This window comes from Rothia uropygialis, assembly GCF_004137765.1.
In the GTDB taxonomy this organism is placed as follows: Bacteria; Actinomycetota; Actinomycetes; order Actinomycetales; family Micrococcaceae; genus Rothia.
This window is the reverse complement of sequence record NZ_NOIS01000004.1, coordinates 221,449-239,556: the sequence shown is the minus strand read 5'-3', so window position 1 is coordinate 239,556 and position 18,108 is coordinate 221,449. Positions and strand designations below refer to the sequence as shown.

Annotated in this window: 13 protein-coding genes; 11 read left to right on the top strand and 2 right to left on the bottom strand. The window is 62.6% G+C overall.

All coding sequences use genetic code 11. From position 1 onward, the window contains the following. The first annotated feature begins 35 nt into the window (after positions 1-35). Positions 36-1,232, top strand: coding sequence for an acyl-CoA dehydrogenase family protein (locus EWV35_RS10360; protein WP_238654397.1), 1,197 nt, complete (start codon positions 36-38; stop codon positions 1,230-1,232). A gap of 73 nt (positions 1,233-1,305) precedes the next feature. On the opposite strand, the gene EWV35_RS10355 is transcribed toward EWV35_RS10360, so the two are convergent. Next, the gene (locus EWV35_RS10355) at positions 1,306-2,865 is read right to left on the bottom strand and encodes an FMN-binding glutamate synthase family protein (protein WP_129661600.1); all 1,560 of its coding nucleotides are present in this window, start codon (positions 2,863-2,865) and stop codon (positions 1,306-1,308) included. Between the two features lie 83 nt (positions 2,866-2,948). On the opposite strand from EWV35_RS10355, the gene EWV35_RS10350 reads away from it, so the two are divergent. The 10 genes from EWV35_RS10350 (at position 2,949) to EWV35_RS10305 (ending at position 14,021) form a co-directional block, all read left to right on the top strand. Beyond that, positions 2,949-4,496, top strand: a complete 1,548-nt coding sequence (locus EWV35_RS10350) for an anthranilate synthase component I family protein (protein ID WP_165168517.1) — start codon at positions 2,949-2,951, stop codon at positions 4,494-4,496. Positions 4,497-4,541: 45 nt separating this feature from the next. Further along, entirely contained in the window at positions 4,542-5,126 is a 585-nt protein-coding gene (pyrE, locus tag EWV35_RS10345) for an orotate phosphoribosyltransferase (protein WP_129661596.1), read from the top strand. Between the two features lie 56 nt (positions 5,127-5,182). Then, positions 5,183-5,842: a TrmH family RNA methyltransferase gene (locus tag EWV35_RS10340; RefSeq protein WP_129661594.1), complete on the top strand. Its 660-nt coding sequence runs from the start codon at positions 5,183-5,185 to the stop codon at positions 5,840-5,842. Positions 5,843-6,082: 240 nt separating this feature from the next. Further along, positions 6,083-7,060 (top strand): hypothetical protein, encoded by a 978-nt coding sequence (locus EWV35_RS10335; RefSeq protein ID WP_129661592.1) that lies wholly within the window; start codon positions 6,083-6,085, stop codon positions 7,058-7,060. Between the two features lie 87 nt (positions 7,061-7,147). Then, complete coding sequence (locus EWV35_RS10330) at positions 7,148-8,173, top strand: hypothetical protein (protein WP_129661590.1); 1,026 nt, start codon at positions 7,148-7,150, stop codon at positions 8,171-8,173. Between the two features lie 264 nt (positions 8,174-8,437). Next, positions 8,438-9,463, top strand: coding sequence for a class II fructose-bisphosphate aldolase (gene fbaA, locus EWV35_RS10325; protein ID WP_129661588.1), 1,026 nt, complete (start codon positions 8,438-8,440; stop codon positions 9,461-9,463). Positions 9,464-9,638: 175 nt separating this feature from the next. Next, positions 9,639-11,033, top strand: a complete 1,395-nt coding sequence (locus EWV35_RS10320) for an MFS transporter (RefSeq protein WP_129661586.1) — start codon at positions 9,639-9,641, stop codon at positions 11,031-11,033. Positions 11,034-11,143: 110 nt separating this feature from the next. Continuing rightward, positions 11,144-11,563: a DUF3151 domain-containing protein gene (locus tag EWV35_RS10315; RefSeq protein WP_129661584.1), complete on the top strand. Its 420-nt coding sequence runs from the start codon at positions 11,144-11,146 to the stop codon at positions 11,561-11,563. A gap of 120 nt (positions 11,564-11,683) precedes the next feature. Next, entirely contained in the window at positions 11,684-12,775 is a 1,092-nt protein-coding gene (gene ald, locus EWV35_RS10310) for an alanine dehydrogenase (RefSeq protein WP_129661582.1), read from the top strand. A 124-nt stretch (positions 12,776-12,899) separates the two neighbouring features. After that, on the top strand, positions 12,900-14,021 hold the full coding sequence (locus EWV35_RS10305) for a polysaccharide pyruvyl transferase family protein (RefSeq protein WP_129661580.1): 1,122 nt from the start codon (positions 12,900-12,902) through the stop codon (positions 14,019-14,021). A 100-nt stretch (positions 14,022-14,121) separates the two neighbouring features. Here the strand turns inward: EWV35_RS10305 and EWV35_RS10300 are convergent, their stop codons facing one another. Continuing rightward, a complete protein-coding gene (locus EWV35_RS10300; protein ID WP_129661578.1) occupies positions 14,122-17,997 on the bottom strand; it encodes a S8 family serine peptidase in 3,876 nt (1,291 codons plus the stop codon). Positions 17,998-18,108 lie beyond the last annotated feature (111 nt).

Below are 18,108 nucleotides of genomic sequence, written 5' to 3'. Positions count from 1 at the left end.
GGGACAGAGAATCCAACAACCCTGAAGGAGGGACCGTGAACGCGGTAAACCCTGAGATTTCCTACGACCTGACCGAGCCCGTCGACACGGATTATCTGGACGTGTTTGCAGCGACCGACGAAGACCGCAAAGCATGGAATGCGGCCCGGCAATACGGGCGGGAAATTCTGCCGCTGGTGAATGGATACTGGGACCGTGCGGAATACCCTCTGGACCTGGTACGTCGAATCGGGGAGCTCGACCTCATGACCGATGGGCTGGATGTACCTGGCCACCGCAAGCTCTCGCCGTTGGCGGCCGGTCTGGTGACGATGGAACTGTCCCGATGGGACGGTTCCATGGCCACGGCCGTTGCTGTCCAAGGCGGGTTGGCTCTGCGTTCGATTGCCTTGTTCGGCTCCGAGGCCCAGAAGAAAAAATACCTTGACCCGCTGGCGGACGCGAGTTTGCTGGGATCCTTCGCTCTGACCGAACCGGACCACGGATCGGATTCGGTCTCCTTGGAAACCCGGGCCGTGAAGGACGGCGACGAATACGTCATCACCGGTGAAAAGAAATGGATCGGCAACGGTGCCTCGGGCGGCATCACGGTGGTTTGGGCGCGGGACGAGGAGAACAACGTACGCGGTTTCATCGTGGACCAGGAGTCCGAGGGCTACAACGCCGAGGTGATCGAGGGCAAAGGCACGCTGCGAGCCATCCACCAGGCCCGCATCAGCCTCAACGACGTGAGAGTTCCCGCAGAGAACCTCCTTCCCGGGGTTAAGAACTTCAAGGACGTTTCCGTGGTCCTCGTACAAACCCGTGTCGGCGTTGCCTGGTCCGCATTGGGCCACGCGATCAGCGCATACGAGACCGCCCTGCACTACAGCCAGCAGCGCATCCAATTCGGAAAGCCGCTCGCGAAGTTCCAGATGATTCAGGAACGCTTGGTCGAGATGCTCTCCGAGATCACGGATATGCAGCTCATGGCTGCGCGGATCGCCAAGCTACAGGAAGCAGGGACCCTGAGGGACCAACAAGCAAGCTTGTTCAAAGTCCACAACACCACGAAAGCGCGGAAGGTCCTCGCGACCGCACGCGACATGCTGGGCGGCAACGGCGTGCTCCTGGAAAACCATGTGATCCGCCACATGTTCGACATCGAGGGTGTTCACACGTACGAGGGAACCGAGAACATTCAGCGGCTCATCGTCGGTCGCGACATCACGGGACAGTCTGCCTTCGCATAAACGGACGCCGCGAGAAGGGCCCGGTCGTGCCTGAAACCCGGCCGTTCTCGCCGACTCGGCAAGGCTGGACGGATCAGTTAGCCCGAGTGTGGTGGTGCCTCGCGACCATGAAGCTATCCGGGTCCGCGCGGTTCCACTTCTCCATCCAGTCTTCGGGGGCGGTTCCGTCAAGGAGGGAATTTGTCTCCAGCCAGGTGTACATCCGCTTGTAGGACGAGGAACTCGTGGAATCGATGCGGTGCATGATGTGTTCTGGTCCGAGATCGCGGAAGGTGTGAAGTCCCATCGAGGCGATGATTCGCATGGCTGAATTCATGGTGCCGATATGGAAATTCTTGACGCGTTCGCCTTTGTCTCCGACGTCGATTCCCCGTGAGAGCCGAGGATCCTGCGTCGCGACCCCGGAGGGGCACCTGTTGGTGTTGCACTTCTGCGCCTGGATGCACCCGGTGGCCATCATCATGCCTCGGGCGCTGTTGGTGAAGTCTGCGCCCAGGGCCATGCGCCGGACGATGTCGGCACCACCGACGACCTTCCCGGAAGCTCCCAACGCGACCTTCTCCCGCAGCCCCACACCGACGAGGGCGTTGTTGACGCTGATCAGGCCTTCGGTCAGCGGCATCCCGACGGCGTCTTCAAACTCGACGGGGGCCGCACCCGTCCCGCCTTCCGAACCGTCGACCGTGATCCAGTCGGGGGTTATCCGAGTTTCCAGCATCGCCTTGCACAAAGCGAGGATCTCGATCCGTGACCCCGCGCAGAATTTAATGCCCACGGGCTTGCCGTTAGCCGCCTTGCGCACGCGAGCGACGAACTCCAAAAGTTCTCGCGGAGTATCGAATTCAGGGTGAGCGGCAGGGCTGACGCACGTTTGTCCCTCGGGAACCCCGCGTGCGTCCGCGATCTCACGGGTGACCTTGTCACCGGGAAGGACACCGCCTAGGCCGGGCTTGGCCCCCTGACTCAGCTTGATCAGGATCCCCTTGATTTCCGCCTTGGCCGCCTTCTGGGCGAAGACTTCGTCGTCGAACCGGCCGTCCTTGGTGCGGCAGCCGAAATATCCGGAACCGAATTCCCAGATGACGTCACCCCCGTATTTGAGGTGGTATTCGGTGAGCCCGCCTTCCCCTGTTTCTTGGGAGAACCCGCCGAGAGCCGCACCCTTGTTCATGGCCATGACCGCATTCGCGGACAATGCGCCGAAGCTCATGGAAGAAATATTGAACAGAGAAATATCATAAGGCTGGGTGCAGTCCGGTCCTCCGAGGCGCTGGCGTGGTTCTTCTTTCATGGGATCGACTGGGGCCATGGTGTGGAGGATGAAATCGTGGCCGGGCCGCAGCACCTTGCGCTCGGTGCCGAAGGCTTGTTCGCCTCCCAACCCCTTGGAGCGCTCGTAGATCATGGTCCGGGTGTCACGGTCGAAGGGGCGGCCGTCGTAGTTGTTCTCGATGAAATACTGCTGAATCTCCGGCCGGATGAATTCCATGAAATAGCGGGCGTGTCCCAGGACGGGGAAATTCCGCAGGATGGTGTGCTTTTTCTGGAGTACGTCATGCGCGGCGACCCCGAGCAACCCGGCGGCCCCTGAGAGACCTACGGACGCGGCTATGCGTTTAGTTGAAAAGGCCATCATCACTCCCTTTGCAATGCAATGTGTGCGACCACCAGCCTAGACCCGAAAAGGGGAGAAGTCGGCGTGGAAGAATGTATCTCATGCTCTCGCACAGGTTTCCTTGCGGTGTGGATGCCCACGGCCGGATGCTCTGGGCATCGCAATCCGCGCTCACCGAGGTGGATGTCAGCCTCGCAGACCTCTTCCATCGGCTTCTTGATTGCCTTGGCCATGAGAACGGTGCCGAAATCCGCTATGCGGCATGGCTCGATTCGGCCTCTGCACGGCAGCCCGGAGGGGCGCCGTCCCGTTGGAGCGTCTTGGCGTTCCCGAGCGAGGTTCTCCGATACGAGCAGGCGGGCTCACGATGCCCCCGGGTGCACCACCTGGGCCCCGACGCCCGTAGCGGAGAGCGCGTGAACGGGACGATTCTCGATGTCCTGGAAGAACGACTCGCATGCTCGGCGTCGTCTGGTGCATTCGAAGCGGTTCCGTCCCGGAACGCGGATTCGCGCATCCCGGGTTTTGCCCTATCTTTGGTCGGCGCGTGGTTCGGTTACTTCGGGTACGAGGTGAAAGCCGACCTCGATTCCCCGAACGAGCAACCGGCAGAAGCCCCCGATGCAGTGTGGATGAAGGCCAGCAGACTTGTCCTTGTTGATCACGATACTGAGGAGGTCTGGGTCCTCGGCGACTCGGTGTGGATGGACCTCGTCTCGAGGGTCGAGGAATCCCTCCCGTCGATAACGGCGACACAGGATTCGGCGATCCGGAAACCTGAGTTTGCCTTCCCGGAGCGCGAGGAATACATCTGTGCCGTCCGAGAAGCCCTGGGCGAGATCCGCGATGGGAATTCCTATGAAGTGTGTCTGACCGCGGAAACCGGGGGAATCGTCGAAGCGCCGTTCGGGCTCGATGAAGCACTTGCTCTGTACCGACGGCAGCGTCAAGCGAACCCGGCCCCATATGCCGCCTTTCTGTGGTGCGACGACGTCGCGGTGTTGTCCTCGAGCCCCGAGCGGTTCCTGTCCGTCGCCAATGACGGGTGGTGCGAAACCAAGCCGATCAAAGGCACGGCACCGCGCTGCGACGATGCCGAAAAGGACTCCCGCGCGGCGAGAGCTCTGGCAGCCGATCCGAAGACTCGCGCTGAGAACCTCATGATCGTGGATCTGCTGCGCAATGATTTCTCGCGCGTCTGTGATCCGGCGACGATCCAGGTTCCGGTCCTCATGGGTGTCGAAAGCTACGCGACCGTGCACCAGCTCGTGTCGACGATTCGAGGGCGACTGTTACCTGGGCGTTCCGCGCTCGACCTGGTGCGTTCCTGCTTCCCGGGAGGTTCCATGACCGGAGCACCGAAGCCGCGCACCATGAAGATCATCGAGCGCTTGGAGGGGCGTGCCCGTGGGGTCTATTCCGGGGCCTTGGGGTATCTCTGCCCAACCGGGGAAGCTGACCTGTCCATCGTGATCCGTACGGTCGTGCTTCGCGCGGAGACACATTCGACGTCGCGAATCAGCGTGAGTGCCGGTGGGGCCATCGTTGCCGATTCCGATCCGGAGGCGGAGTACGAGGAGATGCTGACCAAACTCAGGGCTCCGTTTCGGGAGGCGAGCTCGCCCCCGAAAAGCGTATCCACAGCGTGAGGCTCGATCGCCTCGAATCGGCGGCCCACCACGTAGAATGGCGGCATGACTTCCGATCTTTCCACTGCCCTGTCCATCGAGGCCGCCCGCGAGAGGCTCCGTGACCTCATCATCGAGCTCGCCGTGGTGCGCGGCAAGGTAACGTTGGCTTCCGGTCTTGAGGCCGATTACTACGTCGACTTGCGCCGAGTGACCCTTCACCATGAGGCGTCGCGTCTGGTGGGGCAGGTCATGCTGGATCTTCTGGATCGAAATAACATTGATTTCGACGCGGCGGGCGGTCTGACCATGGGTGCGGATCCCGTGGGACACGCGATCATGCGAACCGCAGGAGACCATGACCGACCCATCGATACGTTCGTGGTTCGCAAGGCCCAGAAGTCCTACGGTATGGGCCGTCAGGTCGAGGGCCCTGAGGTCAAGGGGAAGAACGTTGTGGTCCTCGAGGACACTTCGACCACGGGCGGCTCGGCGCTGACCGCCGTCGAGGCATTGCGGGAAGCCGGGGCGGAGGTCGTGGCAGTGGCCATCATCGTGGACCGCGCGACCGGCGCCAAAGAACGTATCGAGGAGAGCGCATCCGTCCCCTGCCTTTACGCCTTCTCCAAGTCGGAACTCGGCCTGGACTAGGAGTGGGATCGGATCACGCCGTCTCGCGGCCCGGAGAATGTGTAGCCTCGGAAGCAATGGGCACCGAGGTCCCCACGTCGGCGACGGACGGTGCAGCGGCCGAGCACGTTGTCGGGGTCGGCCCGTGGCAAGGGCAATGGCCGGAGGGAGACCACTGGGACCCCGAACTTCTCCGCGAGGGCGACCGTCGGAACGTCACCGACGAATACCGTTATTGGACCATGGATGCAATTATCGCGGACCTGGATTCCAAACGGCATTCTTTCCACGTGGCCATCGAAAATTGGCAACACGATCTCAATATCGGTTCCGTGGTTCGAACAGCAAACGCTTTTCTTGCCCGGGAAGTCCACATCATCGGACGGAAGCGGTGGAATCGACGCGGCGCAATGGTCACGGATCGATATCAGCATGTTCGGCACCATGTCACCGTCGAGTCGTTCATTGAATGGGCCCAATCCGAGGGGCTGACCGTCATCGGTATCGACAATTTCCCGGATTCTCGGAAGCTGGAGACCTATGATCTTCCGCGAGACTGCGTCCTGGTTTTCGGGCAGGAAGGGCCCGGGATCAGCCAGGAGATGAAAGACGCAGCGGTGGACACTTTGTCGATCGAGCAGTTCGGTTCGACGAGATCCATCAATGCTTCGGCGGCCGCGGCCATTGCAATGCATTCGTGGATTCGCCGTCACGTATTTGACCAACGCGTGATCTGATAACCAAGAAATCGGTAATTTCAATTCTTCTGAACTGTTTTCTGCCGGTTTTCAAGGGTTATTGAAACGTTATGCAGTTTATTGTCGATTGAGATCAAACGGTAACCCAATTCTCCCTTTCTCTTCATATGCTCAATGTGTGAGCAACGGTTCCCCGAAATCTTCTCAAGGATTCGACGGAACAGGGGCTCAGGTCAGGAATCTTTCCTGGCACGATTGACCTGAAGGAGCGGAAGAGTCATGAATTTCTCGCACCAGAAGCATATGCCTCCTCTCATCGCGGCTGCCGCAGCGGCTGCTCTGGGCTTCGGAACTCTCGTTGGGGTCTCCTCGCCTGCTCAGGCGGCCTGGCCGCCAGACGAAACACCGTGCGACTCGGGTCCCACGACGGGTGATCCGTCGCTGTCCGAGGACAGTCCATGGAAACAGGCCCATGGAACGGCGCCGATACCCTTTAGCGGACTTCCGGTTGCAGGAGGACCCACCGGGGCTGTAACCCAGACGGAGCCGGGCGGTGCCCAGCTCAAACTCGAAGCCTCGTTGCCCGATGCGGTGGGGCTGGGGCCGGCGCCCGATGGTGCCTACAGGGTGACGATCGGCAATGGCGTCTGCGGAACTGAACTCACCGCCCAATCGAGCGGCGGCATTCTGGATATCAGTCAAGGTGAGCAGTTTGTCGAATCGGCTCACGGTCAGCTCATGGTCCAGGTCAAGGGGCCCCTCAACCCTGACCCGGGGAGCAACGAGCAGCATCGCTTCCTGGACTCCCATGATCAACCGGCGGATCAACCGCATTTGGCCGAGGGCGGTGTCCTCTATGACTCGAACCACCTTGTGGTTCCGGCGGATACCGCGGGAGACAGCGTGCGCAACAAATCCACCGGCTTGCCTGTCCATGACGTCGGTACGGATGACATCCCGGTGACCACGGAGACTCCCATTCCCCACCCCAACATGGCCAACATTCGGGTCAACGCGACATACCGGGATGCCGAAACGGGTGAGGCGGTCGTGGTCCCGGACGTCGCATATCTGGGGAGGAACATTCATGGTGAGTTGAGCATCCAGCAAGGCCAGCTCAAGGATCTCCCCTCGGGTCGTTACCGCTTTTCCTTCACCGACGATGTCGGCAACTACCACCAGGTCTACGTGATGCTTGCTGATGCGAATCACCAGGAACGTCCCGGCGAATCACCGCTCTACGACGATCCCTCCTGAGACCACATCGTCGAACCCTGCGACCTGTTGCGCATCACGCCAGGTCGTGGGTGGCAATAACCCAGACACCTCGAAGGATGAGAAACCATGCAGAACTACATGAATCCTCTGACCGACTTGGTCCAGCCGACCTCCGCGACGGCGGCGGTCATGGCCTTGGGCATCGGTACTGCGTTGGGCGTGGGTGCGGTTGTTCCGGCATTCGCTGAGTCTCCCAACTTCCCTGAGCAGGCGCTATCGGCCGGGCCGGCGTCCGGCTCTCCGGGCGGAGTCGAATTTGCCGGGGCGACGGAGCAACCACCCACGGATAACGACGGCCCGTGGAAGGACGAACACGGCACGGCCCCGACCGGGTACACCCCGCGGCCGGGCACTGGCTCGACCATGACACTGGCCCAGCAGCAAGGTTTGGGGTCGACAGACTTCAAACTGTTCTCGCCACCCATGCCAGGGCAGACTCCCGAACCAGCTCCTGATGGTCTGTATCGGGCCAAGATCGGCGATGGGGTGCACGGCGAAGAACTGGTGGTCGACTCGCAAGGAGGCAGGGTCGACTTGAGCGGGAGCGCGATGCTCGACAACACGAGGGGTCAGCAGATGATTCAGTTCGAAGGCCCCCTCAACCCGGTCGGGCTGGAAGGTGGGGGACCACCTTTCCTGGGAAGTAACGGTCAGCCGAGCGATCAACCGCAGCTGGCCTACGGAGACCTGTATGGCGCGGAGACCACCCTTGCGATTCTTCGAGACCAAGAGTCCCTGACCAACGCCGGTCCCGCTCATCTGCATACGCAACCCATTGGGTTGGACTCCGTAACGTTCCTGCCCTCGAGCACCTACACCCTTCCGGATGGCGACCAGCCAAAGGTCGACGTGACATACCGTGACGGCGCAACTGGCAAGCCGGTCACCGTGCCCACCGAGGCTCATTTCCAGAAGGACGACAAAGGGCACCTCCAGCTGAAGGGCGGAGTTCTCGCGGCCCTGCCTTCCGGTCGATACACGTTCTCCTTCACGGACCGGGACGGAACCCCCATCCAGTTCTTCGCGATGTTCGGCGATCCGGATCGTCCGGTCAACGGTGCGGACGAAGCGCTCTATGCCGATCCGTTCTGACCCCGTTCCCCGGTGGCCCGTTGCCCGGGGGCTCGCGGGGTGACGCCGTGAGCCTGAACCCTCGGTGAGGGGTGGGTCGAGACTCGCGCATAGGGTGGGATTCTGTGGCTTAACTTGGGAAATTGTGGGGAATTCTCCCTTCTGGTTCAGGTGTGTCTTGTTAGACTGAAAGCAGGTTTGTGAGAGGTCCTGGGCGACCGGGGCCCTTCAGCTATCAGGGGTCGACACGGCGTCGGCCCGATCTTCCGTTACAAAGGAGTCAGCATGCCCATCGCAACCCCGGACGCTTATGCGGAAATGCTTGATAAGGCCAAGGCCAAAGGCTTTGCCTACCCCGCCATCAACGTGACCTCCTCCCAGACGCTCAACGCCGCGATCCGCGGCTTCGCGGAAGCCGGGTCCGACGGAATCATCCAGGTTTCCACCGGTGGCGCAGCGTACTGGTCGGGCTCCAGCAAGAAGGACATGGTGGCCGGTTCGCTCGCATTCGCTGCGTTCGCTCGCGAGGTTGCCAAGCAGTACGACGTCAACATCGCGTTGCACACCGATCACTGCCCCAAGGACAAGCTGGACGGCTTTGTCCTGCCCTTGCTCAAGGAATCCGAGGACGCGGTCGCACGTGGCGAGGACCCGATTTTCAACTCGCACATGTGGGACGGCTCGGCCATCGAGCTCGAGGAGAATCTGCGGATTGGCGCGGACCTCATCAAGCGTACCGGCAAGGCGCACATCGTACTCGAGGTCGAGATCGGTGCCGTTGGCGGCGAAGAAGACGGTGTGGTCGGCGAAATCAACGACACCCTGTACACCAGTACGGAAGACGCGCTCAAGACCATCGAAGCGCTCGGGGAAAACGGGGAAAAGGGTCGTTACATCACGGCTCTGACCTTCGGCAACGTACACGGCGTCTACAAGCCGGGCAATGTGAAGCTGCGTCCCGAACTGCTCCAGCAGATCCAGCAGGAAGTCGGAGAGAAGCTCGGCAAGGAGCGCCCGTTCGACCTGGTCTTCCACGGTGGTTCCGGCTCGAGCGAAGAGGAAATCGCCGACGCGGTCTCCTACGGCGTCATCAAGATGAACGTGGATACCGACACCCAGTACGCTTTCACCCGCCCCGTTGCCGGACACATGCTGTCCAACTACGAGGGCGTTCTGAAGATCGACGGCGAAGTCGGCAACAAGAAGCTCTACGATCCTCGCACCTGGGGAGCCAAGGCCGAAGACGGCATGTCCGCCCGCGTGGTGGAAGCCTGCGAGCACCTCGGCTCCGCGGGCACCGCGATCAAGTAGACAGTCGGCGGCGGATGCCGCGGACCCTGGCACCCCGGCGTGCGTCCTCCGACCCTAACGGTCGGAGGACGCACGCCGGTGTCGCCTCCGGGTCGTTGCCGTCATCTCATCCCACAGTTCAAGACGCGTTGGAGGGCCCGTTACACCCGGCAAGATCGGTGGCTAATGTGATGGAATGCACCACGTCGACCCTACCGAGAGCACGAATGACCAGCTGACCACCCCGGCGGGACCTTCGGTGTCCGCCCGCATGGATCGGCTTCCGGTCCTGCGCTCCCACCGCCTGATCACGGTCATCGTCGGGCTCGGCGTCTTCTTCGACCAGTTCGAGAACTTTCTCGCGGCCACCATTTCGAAGGTCCTGCAGAACGAGTTCGATCTGACCGGAACCACCCTCTCGCTGGTGCTGGCCTCCGCATTCCTCGGCCAATTCCTCGGGGCGATCCTGATGGGCCGACTGGCCGATCGTGTGGGCCGTCGCGCGGCTTTCGTGGTCAATCTGCTCCTCTACTCGGTGTTCTCGCTGATTGCGGCTTTCGCGCCGGACGCCGCATGGCTGATCGTCTGCCGATTCGTTGCAGGTGTCGGCATCGGGGGCGAGTACGCACTGGCCGATTCCTACCTCTCCGACCTGTTGCCCAAGGATGTCCGTGGGCGGTACATCGCGTGGGCCTACACTGTCAGCTTCCTCGGCATCCCCTTCGTGGGTTTGCTCGCGCACTGGTTGGTTCCGTTGGCTCCGTTCGGTATCGACGGCTGGCGGTGGCTCTTCGTTGTCGGCTCCGTCGGCGGATTCCTGGTGTGGTTCATTCGGCGGCACGTGCCCGAATCCCCGCGGTGGTTGGAAACCCAGGGCCGGCTCGACGAGGCGCGGAGCATCGTCGAGGGCTTCGAGCGGGAGGCCGAACGGTCCGGCAAGACGCTGCCCGAACCGGACCCGGAGATCAGGCCCGCGCAAGAGATCAAGGTTCCGTTCCGTGAAATCTTCCGGCCACCTTTCCGCAAGCGCACTCTGATGCTGTCCGTGCTGAACATCCTTCAGGTCTTCGGCTACTACGGATTCGGAACGGTCGCGGTTCTGGTGCTGAGCGCCAAGGGATTCGACGTGGTCGAGTCCATCGGGTATACCGCCCTGACGTACTTCGGGTACCCGATCGGTTCACTCCTAGTGGTTCCGTTCATCGAAAAATTCGAGCGGAAGCACCTGGTGATGTTCACCGCCGGTCTCATGGGTGTGTTCGGCCTGGCCTTCGGGCTCGGCGAGAACCCTGTATGGGTGGTCATCGCCGGCATGCTGTTCACGATGGCCAGCAACATGTTCTCGAATTCCTATCACGTGTTCATGGCCGAGAATTTCCCGACGAGGGTCCGGGGCACGGCCTCCGGGTTCGCGTACTCGTTGTCCAAATTGACCAGCGCCTTCCTGCCGTTCATTCTCCTGCCGCTGCTCTCGGGTGCCGGTCCGGTGCTGGTGTTCTGCGTGGTGGCGTTGGCCATGGCATTGTTGGTGCTGAACGTGGGCGTGTTCGGCGACCGCACGACCGGCCGCAGCGCGGACCGGCAAGCCTGACCGGCAGGCCCGACTCGCGCGCCCGACCGGACGACGGGGCAGTCTTTCCCGGGGTCTGTCCGACGCCGGTACAGTGGGCACCAGTCCACCTCCTGACGAAAGGATCCATCATGTCCCTTGCCGGAAAGAATCTTCTCGACGGTCCCGAACCCACCTACTTGGACGAGGAACCCGAGCTGTTGGCCCGTATCGAGGCCGGCGACGAAGGGGAAGACCTCGCCCGCGCCTTCCCGAAGTCCTCGCTGGCCTGGGCCCTGCTTGCGCAGGATGCCCTGGACTCGGGATACGTGGTCGAGGGGTACGCGTATGCCCGCGTCGGATACCATCGCGGTCTGGATGCACTGCGCGGACACGGATGGAAGGGTCACGGCCCGATCCCGTTCTCTCACGAGCCCAATCGGGGATTCCTCCGTTCGCTGTACCTTCTGGGGCAGGCAGCGTCGGCCATCGGGGAAGCCGACGAGGCCCAGCGCATCTCATCGTTCCTGAACGATTCCGATCCCGAGGCCGCCGCCCAGCTCTCGTCCTGAAGGACTCGCCCCGGAATGGCTCGCGAGAAGCGGTGAATGTTCCTGGCGGACGGGCCATAATTGAGGGTGGGCGGTGACAACGACGTTGCCGGCCGGATCGACCGAAAGGAACGACTGAACATGCGTATTGGCGTGCCCACCGAGATTAAGCCCAGTGAGCGCCGAGTCGGGATGACCCCCGACGGCGTGCACGCCGTCGTCAGAGACGGACACGAAGTCTTCGTGCAAGACGGAGCGGGCGTCGGCTCGGGCTTCGACAACGCGGAATACGTGGCCGCGGGTGCTCGCCTGGGGACTCAGGCCGAGGTGTGGGAGAAGGCCGAGCTCCTGGTCAAGGTCAAGGAACCCATCGAGCCTGAATACGGTTTTCTCCGGGAGGACCTGACCCTCTTCACATATCTGCACCTTGCGGCGGACCGTGATCTGACCCAGGCCCTGCTCGAGAATAGGACACGGTCCATCGCGTACGAGACCGTACGGGACGGTCGCGCCCTGCCGCTGCTGACGCCGATGTCGGAAATCGCCGGTCGTCTCGCGGCGCAGGCAGCGGCGCAGTACAGCCTCCACACCGAGGGTGGGCCGGGCATCCTCCTGGGCGGCACGCCGGGAGTAGCCCCGGCCCGGGTCGTGATTTTGGGCGGCGGAACGGTCGGGACCCAGGCCGCGCTCCTGGCCGTCGGTCTGAGAGCCGAGGTCACGATCCTGGATGCGTACCTGCCGCGCGTCCGGGAGCTGACGGACTACTTCGGGAATTCGGCCCGGGTTCTGGCGAGCAACCCGCGTAACATCGAGCGCGAACTCGAAGGAGCCGACGTCGTGATCGGGTCCGTCCTGGTGCCAGGGGCCGCCGCGCCCAAGTTGGTCCGAAGAGAGCACCTCGCCGTGCTCTCGCCCGGTTCGTTGCTCATCGATGTCGCGATCGACCAGGGCGGTTGCTTCGAGACATCCCACCCGACCACGTACGAGGACCCCGTCTTCGAGGTGGACGGGATCAGACACTATTGCGTGGCCAATATGCCGGGAGCGGTGCCTCGGACCGGGACGACCTCGCTGACGAACGCGACTTTGCCGTTCGTCCTCCGACTCGCGCAGGGAGTCGACGAGGCCCTCGCAGCGGACAAGATCCTTGCGGCGGGCCTGAACACCGAGGCTGGCGAGATCACATTCCGGGGCGTCGCCGACGCATTCCCGGATCTTCCATCGCGTCTCTAAGGCCGTGGCGGGCTCGAGGAGCTCGTAGGGCGGTGTGGTCGTGGTCCCGCAGAACGGAACATCGCAACCGTTCTGCGGCGCCGCGCCCCGCTCAAGGTGAAGTGAATCACTATATCCTGGGTAAATGCATTGGTTTTCGCACCGATCCGCCGTCGAACAGCCTCCGAACGACGCCGGATCGATCTATCTGCTCTCAACGGCCGGGATTCCCAACTTCGGCGATGAGCTCATCGCGGCGCGCTGGGTCTCCTACCTCGCCAGCGTCGCACCCGACACGGACGTCTGGCTGGACGTCAGGGAACCCGGGACAGTCGCGTCCCTCCTGAAGGGGCTGCATCCTCGGCTCCACCTTACGAATACGGCTATCCGCGCCGCTGACGACTCCTTGAACGGCTCTCGTCGTACCGTGACCGACCTGGTGCAGAACTTGGGGTCACCACGGTACGACATCGGTCTCCTGGAGATGCGCGAGGCATCTGTTCTGCACCTTCTGGGCGGGGGCTTCGTGAATAGGATGTGGCCTCACAACGAACTCGTCGTCGAAGCCATGCGAGCCGCCGCGGAGGTTTCAGGAGCGAAACTCGTGGCCACGGGACAAGGCCTCATGCCCGCGGGCACGGAGGGCTTCGAGGGATTCGACCACGTCAGCGTCCGGGACCGGCCCAGCGCGGATCTCCTGGGGATCCGGCGGGGGTACGACGACGCCTACTTGATTCCGGAGGTGCCCGGACGGAACACCGACGGTGAGACCGAGGTCGTGCTCTGCATCCAGAGCGACCTTCTCGATCCCGGCGGGTTCGAGCGTTTCGTCGACTTCGCACGGGCCCAGATCCGTCTGTGGGACGTGCCTGCCGAGCGGGTCACCTACGTGGAAGCCATACCGGGAGGGGATTATGCGGCATACGCGGTCCTGAACGAGACGGTGGGAGTGGGTCGTTTCGTGCCATTTACCCAGTTCTGGCGGGAGGAATTCCCGTTCGCGGCGCACCAAGTCTGGATCACGACCCGCTTCCACCACCATCTGCTGGGTTCTCTGGCCGGGGCACGTGGCATCGTCCTGACAGGCAAGACCGGCTATTACGATGTCAAGCACTCGTCACTGTCCGAGCTCGGTACCGGTTGGGTTCTGAGCAGTGGGGCGACGGAGGAGCTCCTTCCGATGGACCAGCTGAGGCGCCCCGGGGACTTCCGGGCGCCGGTGGAAGCCAAGAACGCCGAGGCGGACGGAATCTACGAAAGACATTGAGAAGCCGGGGAAAGGTCGATGTCTTCAAATCGGCCTCCGAGTCTCGCCGGACCCTTGGCTTCTGAGAACCGAAGGTCCGGCGAGACCGGCGAAACAGTGACTAGCTGTTCCCGAAGGACTTCGAGTTGTAGCGGAACAGGAACGCGGCCATCTGGTCACGCTGCACCGGCTGCATCGGACGGAAGGTCCCGTCGTCCCAGCCCTTGGTGATGCCCTGATCTGCCATCCACGCGATTTCCCTGTAGAACACGTAGTCGGTCGGCACATCCTTAAACGGGGACGTTGCGGGCGGCGTGTAGCTCGGAGATCCCACCATCCGGTAGAAGAACGCGGCCATCTGATCGCGGTTCACCGGACTGCCGGGCCGGAAGGTACCGTCCGACCACCCCTTGGTGATGCCCTGTTGGTTGAGCCAACTGATCTCCTTGTAGAAGGTGTGGTTGGTCGGCACGTCCTTGAAGGGGGACGTGCTGGGCGGGGTGTACTGGGGTGACCCAGCCATCCGGTAGAGGAATGCGGCCATTTGGTCGCGCTGCACCGGTTGCATGGGTCGGAAAGTCCCGTCCGGCCACCCGGTGGTGATATTCTTCTCGGCCAACCACGCGATCTCGTTGTGGAACACGTAGTCCTTCGGCACGTCCTTGAACCCGGGGTCGTGTCCTGTCGCGTTCGGGGCCGAACGCGTCGGCAGCACCTCGGCCACTCCGCCGTCCTCGCCCTTCGCGATGCCTGAGAGGTCACCGACCTTGTTGTGCAGATGCAGGAACAGGGCCTTGCCCTCCTCCTGACCACCACGGTGAGCGGTCACGGCACCCTCGCGGTCCTTGAAGAGCACGTCGTTGAAAGCGGCGTCCGAGGAGTACCACAGGTCCGGGGAAACCGGGTTGTAGCCGATCCAATCGGTCGAGTCCACCGGTCCCTGCGAAAGCCAGGACTGAGTGGTGACGCGATAGGAAATCTCCGAGGCCGGGTCGGACACATCGATGCCGATTTTGTTCGCATCCACGGGCAGGACGAAAGCGTTCGTGTCCATCGTGTTGGTGTCCCGGTCGCCCCAGGAGCCGTTGACCGGCTGCTGGTCCAGGAGCTCCAGCTGACCGTTCTTGTACCCATGGAGGCTGGCGACGGGGTAATCCAACCCTTTCACCCGATCAAGAGAGACGAGGTAGTCGGGCCGGCCGTTGCGATCGACGTCGATGGCCACTTCGAAGCCCATCGAGGCGGTCAGTGCGGAATTCGGACCCCAGGTGGAGATCCCGAAACCGATTTTTCCGGAGGTGGTGTCCTTCCCCTTGGCCCGAAACTCTGGCAGGTTGGACGATGCGCCTACGTACTGGAGGTCCATGCCCTGTACCGAACGTGCCGGCAGCTTCTGGCTGTTGATCCGGTCGCTGGTCGCGCCGAGTTGGAAGGCGCCCAAGGCAGAGGTGTAGCCGTTCTGATCCAGGGCGGCGCCCTTGAAGTTCACGTCCTGGCTGTCCTCGCCATTGCCGAAGTCGACGGACGTTGATGTCGCCTTCACATCGGACACCGGCTTGGGCGCGATCTGGAGAGGCACGCGCAGATCCGCACCGTTCTCGGACAGGACGAGCCGACCCGAGAGCGTGGAGATGTACTGGCGCGCCTTGCCCAGTTGCTCGCGCGCGGTGGCGGGGTCCAGTTCCTTGCTCAGTTTGGCCGGATCGATCGTAGCCGTCACGGTGATCGTGGATTTGCCACCGGGGCCGACGCTGACTGACGGCGCGAAGGAGAACGATGCGCCGGTCACCGACGTGCTCCCTGCGAACGAGACGCCGTAGGTATGAAGCGCGGAACCCGTGTTGTCCACGGTGATGTCACGCTTGTACGTCTGCACATCCCCGTTGACCTCCGTGACGCCGAAGCTCTGGGAGACCAGGTCCGGCCGGTCCTTGCTGTAGACCAGAACGTCATCGTTGACCGCCCGCAGAGCGTCCACACGACCGGAGCCGACACGTTCCACCGATGCTGTTGCCCCCTCGTTCTTCACATCGTGGGTGGCCGTGTTCATGATCACGGCCTTGATGTTCTGCGGGGAGTAGTTCTGGTGCTTTTGCAGCACCAGGGCGGCGATACCGGAGGTGTGCGGCGTCGCCATCGAGGTCCCGGACATGATCAGAGGATCCTTTCCGGTTCCGACGCCGGCCGAGACGATCGCGGTACCGGGCGCGGCGACGTCGGGCTTGGTGTATCCGATGCTGCCGTGCTCACCGCGAGAGCTGGACTCGTTCAGAACGTCCTTGTTTCCCGAGTCCAGCCGACCGTGTCCGCGCATGCCAGGGTCCAGACGAATCTCCAAGGAACCCTTGTTTGCCGTATCGATGAGCTTGTCCACCACGGACTTGGGGAGAATGGCGCCGGGGATCGTGGCGTTGCCAGCGATGCCCGAGCCCTCGACCTCGCGATCCGAGGTCAGGATGACTCCTTTGGCCCCAGCCTTGGCGGCGTTGTCGAACCGTATTTTCGAACCGCAGGGGAATTTTTGCGTGGCGTCATCGGCCCAGTCCAGGACGACCCACTTGTCCTTGTACTGATCGCCGCTGAAGGGCTCACACCCGTATTTGTCATCGACGGGACCAGCCACCGCGGAGCCCTTGAGCGTCTCCGGGTCGGCGCCACCGTAGTCGAAGTCGGAACTGTAATTGGCGTTGTACTTGCCCTTGAGGTCATTGGGGCCGGTGACCTCGAATTCGTCGGTGCCGGCGGTGGAACCTTGGGAATTCGCCACGGTCAGTGCGGAGGGCGAACTGCCGGGGTTCCCGTAGATGTTGTACTCGTCCCCCGCGTTGCCCGCGGCGATCACGGAGAGAACGCCCTGGCGGGAGAGAGCATCGACGATGTCGTTCTCCGGGTCGTCAGAGGGGCCGAAGTCGGCACCGATGGAGATCGAGGCGATGTTGGCACGGTCGGAGAAGTCACCGTCTCCATTGGGGTCGAGCGTGCGGTCGAGGGCGGCTCCCACCAAGTCGGTGGAGCCTTCGCAACCGAAGACGCGCAAGGAGGTCAACTTCGCCTCCGGTGCGGTGCCGGGCCCGATGCTCATGGAGGAGACATCCTCCTTGGTCAAGTCGGTGTAGCCGCCGCGATAGGTCGAACCGTTCTTGTCCACCCCGTAGCCCGCCGCGGTTCCCGCAACGTGCGTACCGTGCCCTCCGGCCCTGCAGTCCAGGGGGTTCGAGTCCTCGTGGGGTACCCGTGCGGAGGCGTCGCTGCTCGCGGAGTCGTACTCGTCCCCGGCCAGGTCCCATCCACCCGAGAGCTTGTTCGTATCGAAGAGCCCGGAATCGGCCGAGGGCATATCATGTGATGCCTTAGCCTTGTCGTAGGCTTCGGTGGTCCCCGGGCCGCCGAAGTCCGCGTGCGTGTAGTCCAGACCGGAGTCGATCACTGCGATGGTGACGCCCTTTCCTGTCTGACCGGTCTGAGTCCATTCGTCGAGGGTTCCGGTGTCCACCACACTGCCCGAATTGACACGTTTCTTCGGCACGATCTTGGAGACCTTGACGACGTCGTCCCTGTCAGCGAGGGAGCGGATGCGCTCGGCATTGCCGTAGACGGCAGCTCCTCGGATCGCATTGTGCGTGGTGTAGAGGACTTGGCCGCCGCTCTGCTCCGCAACCTGTTGGGACTGGGTGCGCACGCTCGAGGCGATGGCCTGGACGCGCTCGGCCTGGGGCTGGGTCTTGCCTCCCCTGAGTGCCTCGCTCGGTTGGGTTTCCTCGAAGGCGCCCTTGCCTCGGAACTGTACGTAGACGGAGAGATCACCCTGCGCGTCTTGGACCCCCGGCGAGATCACCGGGGGCTGGTTCGCGGCGCTGGGGCCCTGGCCGGGTTGCCCCGGAATGGGGTCTGAGAACGCCGGTGGGGCGAACGAGACAGTGAGCGCAAGGCCGACCGCGGCTGCCACGCAGCCCCGTGCTCTGGAACGTGGCGCACGCCGGTTCTTGGATGTCTTCATGCATGTTGCCTTTCTTGTGTCACCAGTAAATGCTCATAATAAATACAGGCAATTCATCAAGTGTGTTGCACAGCATACAAAGTTTTTCGAGGCGATGTGCAGTTTTCGGAG

What these genes read in the sequence shown, in the direction of transcription:
- EWV35_RS10355 (WP_129661600.1), bottom strand. Translation starts at nt 2,865, where the DNA reads ATGGCCTTTTCAACTAAACGCATAGCCGCGTCCGTAGGTCTCTCAGGG.
- EWV35_RS10350 (WP_165168517.1), top strand. Translation starts at nt 2,949, where the DNA reads ATGCTCTCGCACAGGTTTCCTTGCGGTGTGGATGCCCACGGCCGGATG.
- pyrE (WP_129661596.1), top strand. Translation starts at nt 4,542, where the DNA reads ATGACTTCCGATCTTTCCACTGCCCTGTCCATCGAGGCCGCCCGCGAG.
- EWV35_RS10340 (WP_129661594.1), top strand. Translation starts at nt 5,183, where the DNA reads ATGGGCACCGAGGTCCCCACGTCGGCGACGGACGGTGCAGCGGCCGAG.
- EWV35_RS10335 (WP_129661592.1), top strand. Translation starts at nt 6,083, where the DNA reads ATGAATTTCTCGCACCAGAAGCATATGCCTCCTCTCATCGCGGCTGCC.
- EWV35_RS10330 (WP_129661590.1), top strand. Translation starts at nt 7,148, where the DNA reads ATGCAGAACTACATGAATCCTCTGACCGACTTGGTCCAGCCGACCTCC.
- fbaA (WP_129661588.1), top strand. Translation starts at nt 8,438, where the DNA reads ATGCCCATCGCAACCCCGGACGCTTATGCGGAAATGCTTGATAAGGCC.
- EWV35_RS10320 (WP_129661586.1), top strand. Translation starts at nt 9,639, where the DNA reads ATGCACCACGTCGACCCTACCGAGAGCACGAATGACCAGCTGACCACC.
- EWV35_RS10315 (WP_129661584.1), top strand. Translation starts at nt 11,144, where the DNA reads ATGTCCCTTGCCGGAAAGAATCTTCTCGACGGTCCCGAACCCACCTAC.
- ald (WP_129661582.1), top strand. Translation starts at nt 11,684, where the DNA reads ATGCGTATTGGCGTGCCCACCGAGATTAAGCCCAGTGAGCGCCGAGTC.
- EWV35_RS10305 (WP_129661580.1), top strand. Translation starts at nt 12,900, where the DNA reads ATGCATTGGTTTTCGCACCGATCCGCCGTCGAACAGCCTCCGAACGAC.
- EWV35_RS10300 (WP_129661578.1), bottom strand. Translation starts at nt 17,997, where the DNA reads ATGAAGACATCCAAGAACCGGCGTGCGCCACGTTCCAGAGCACGGGGC.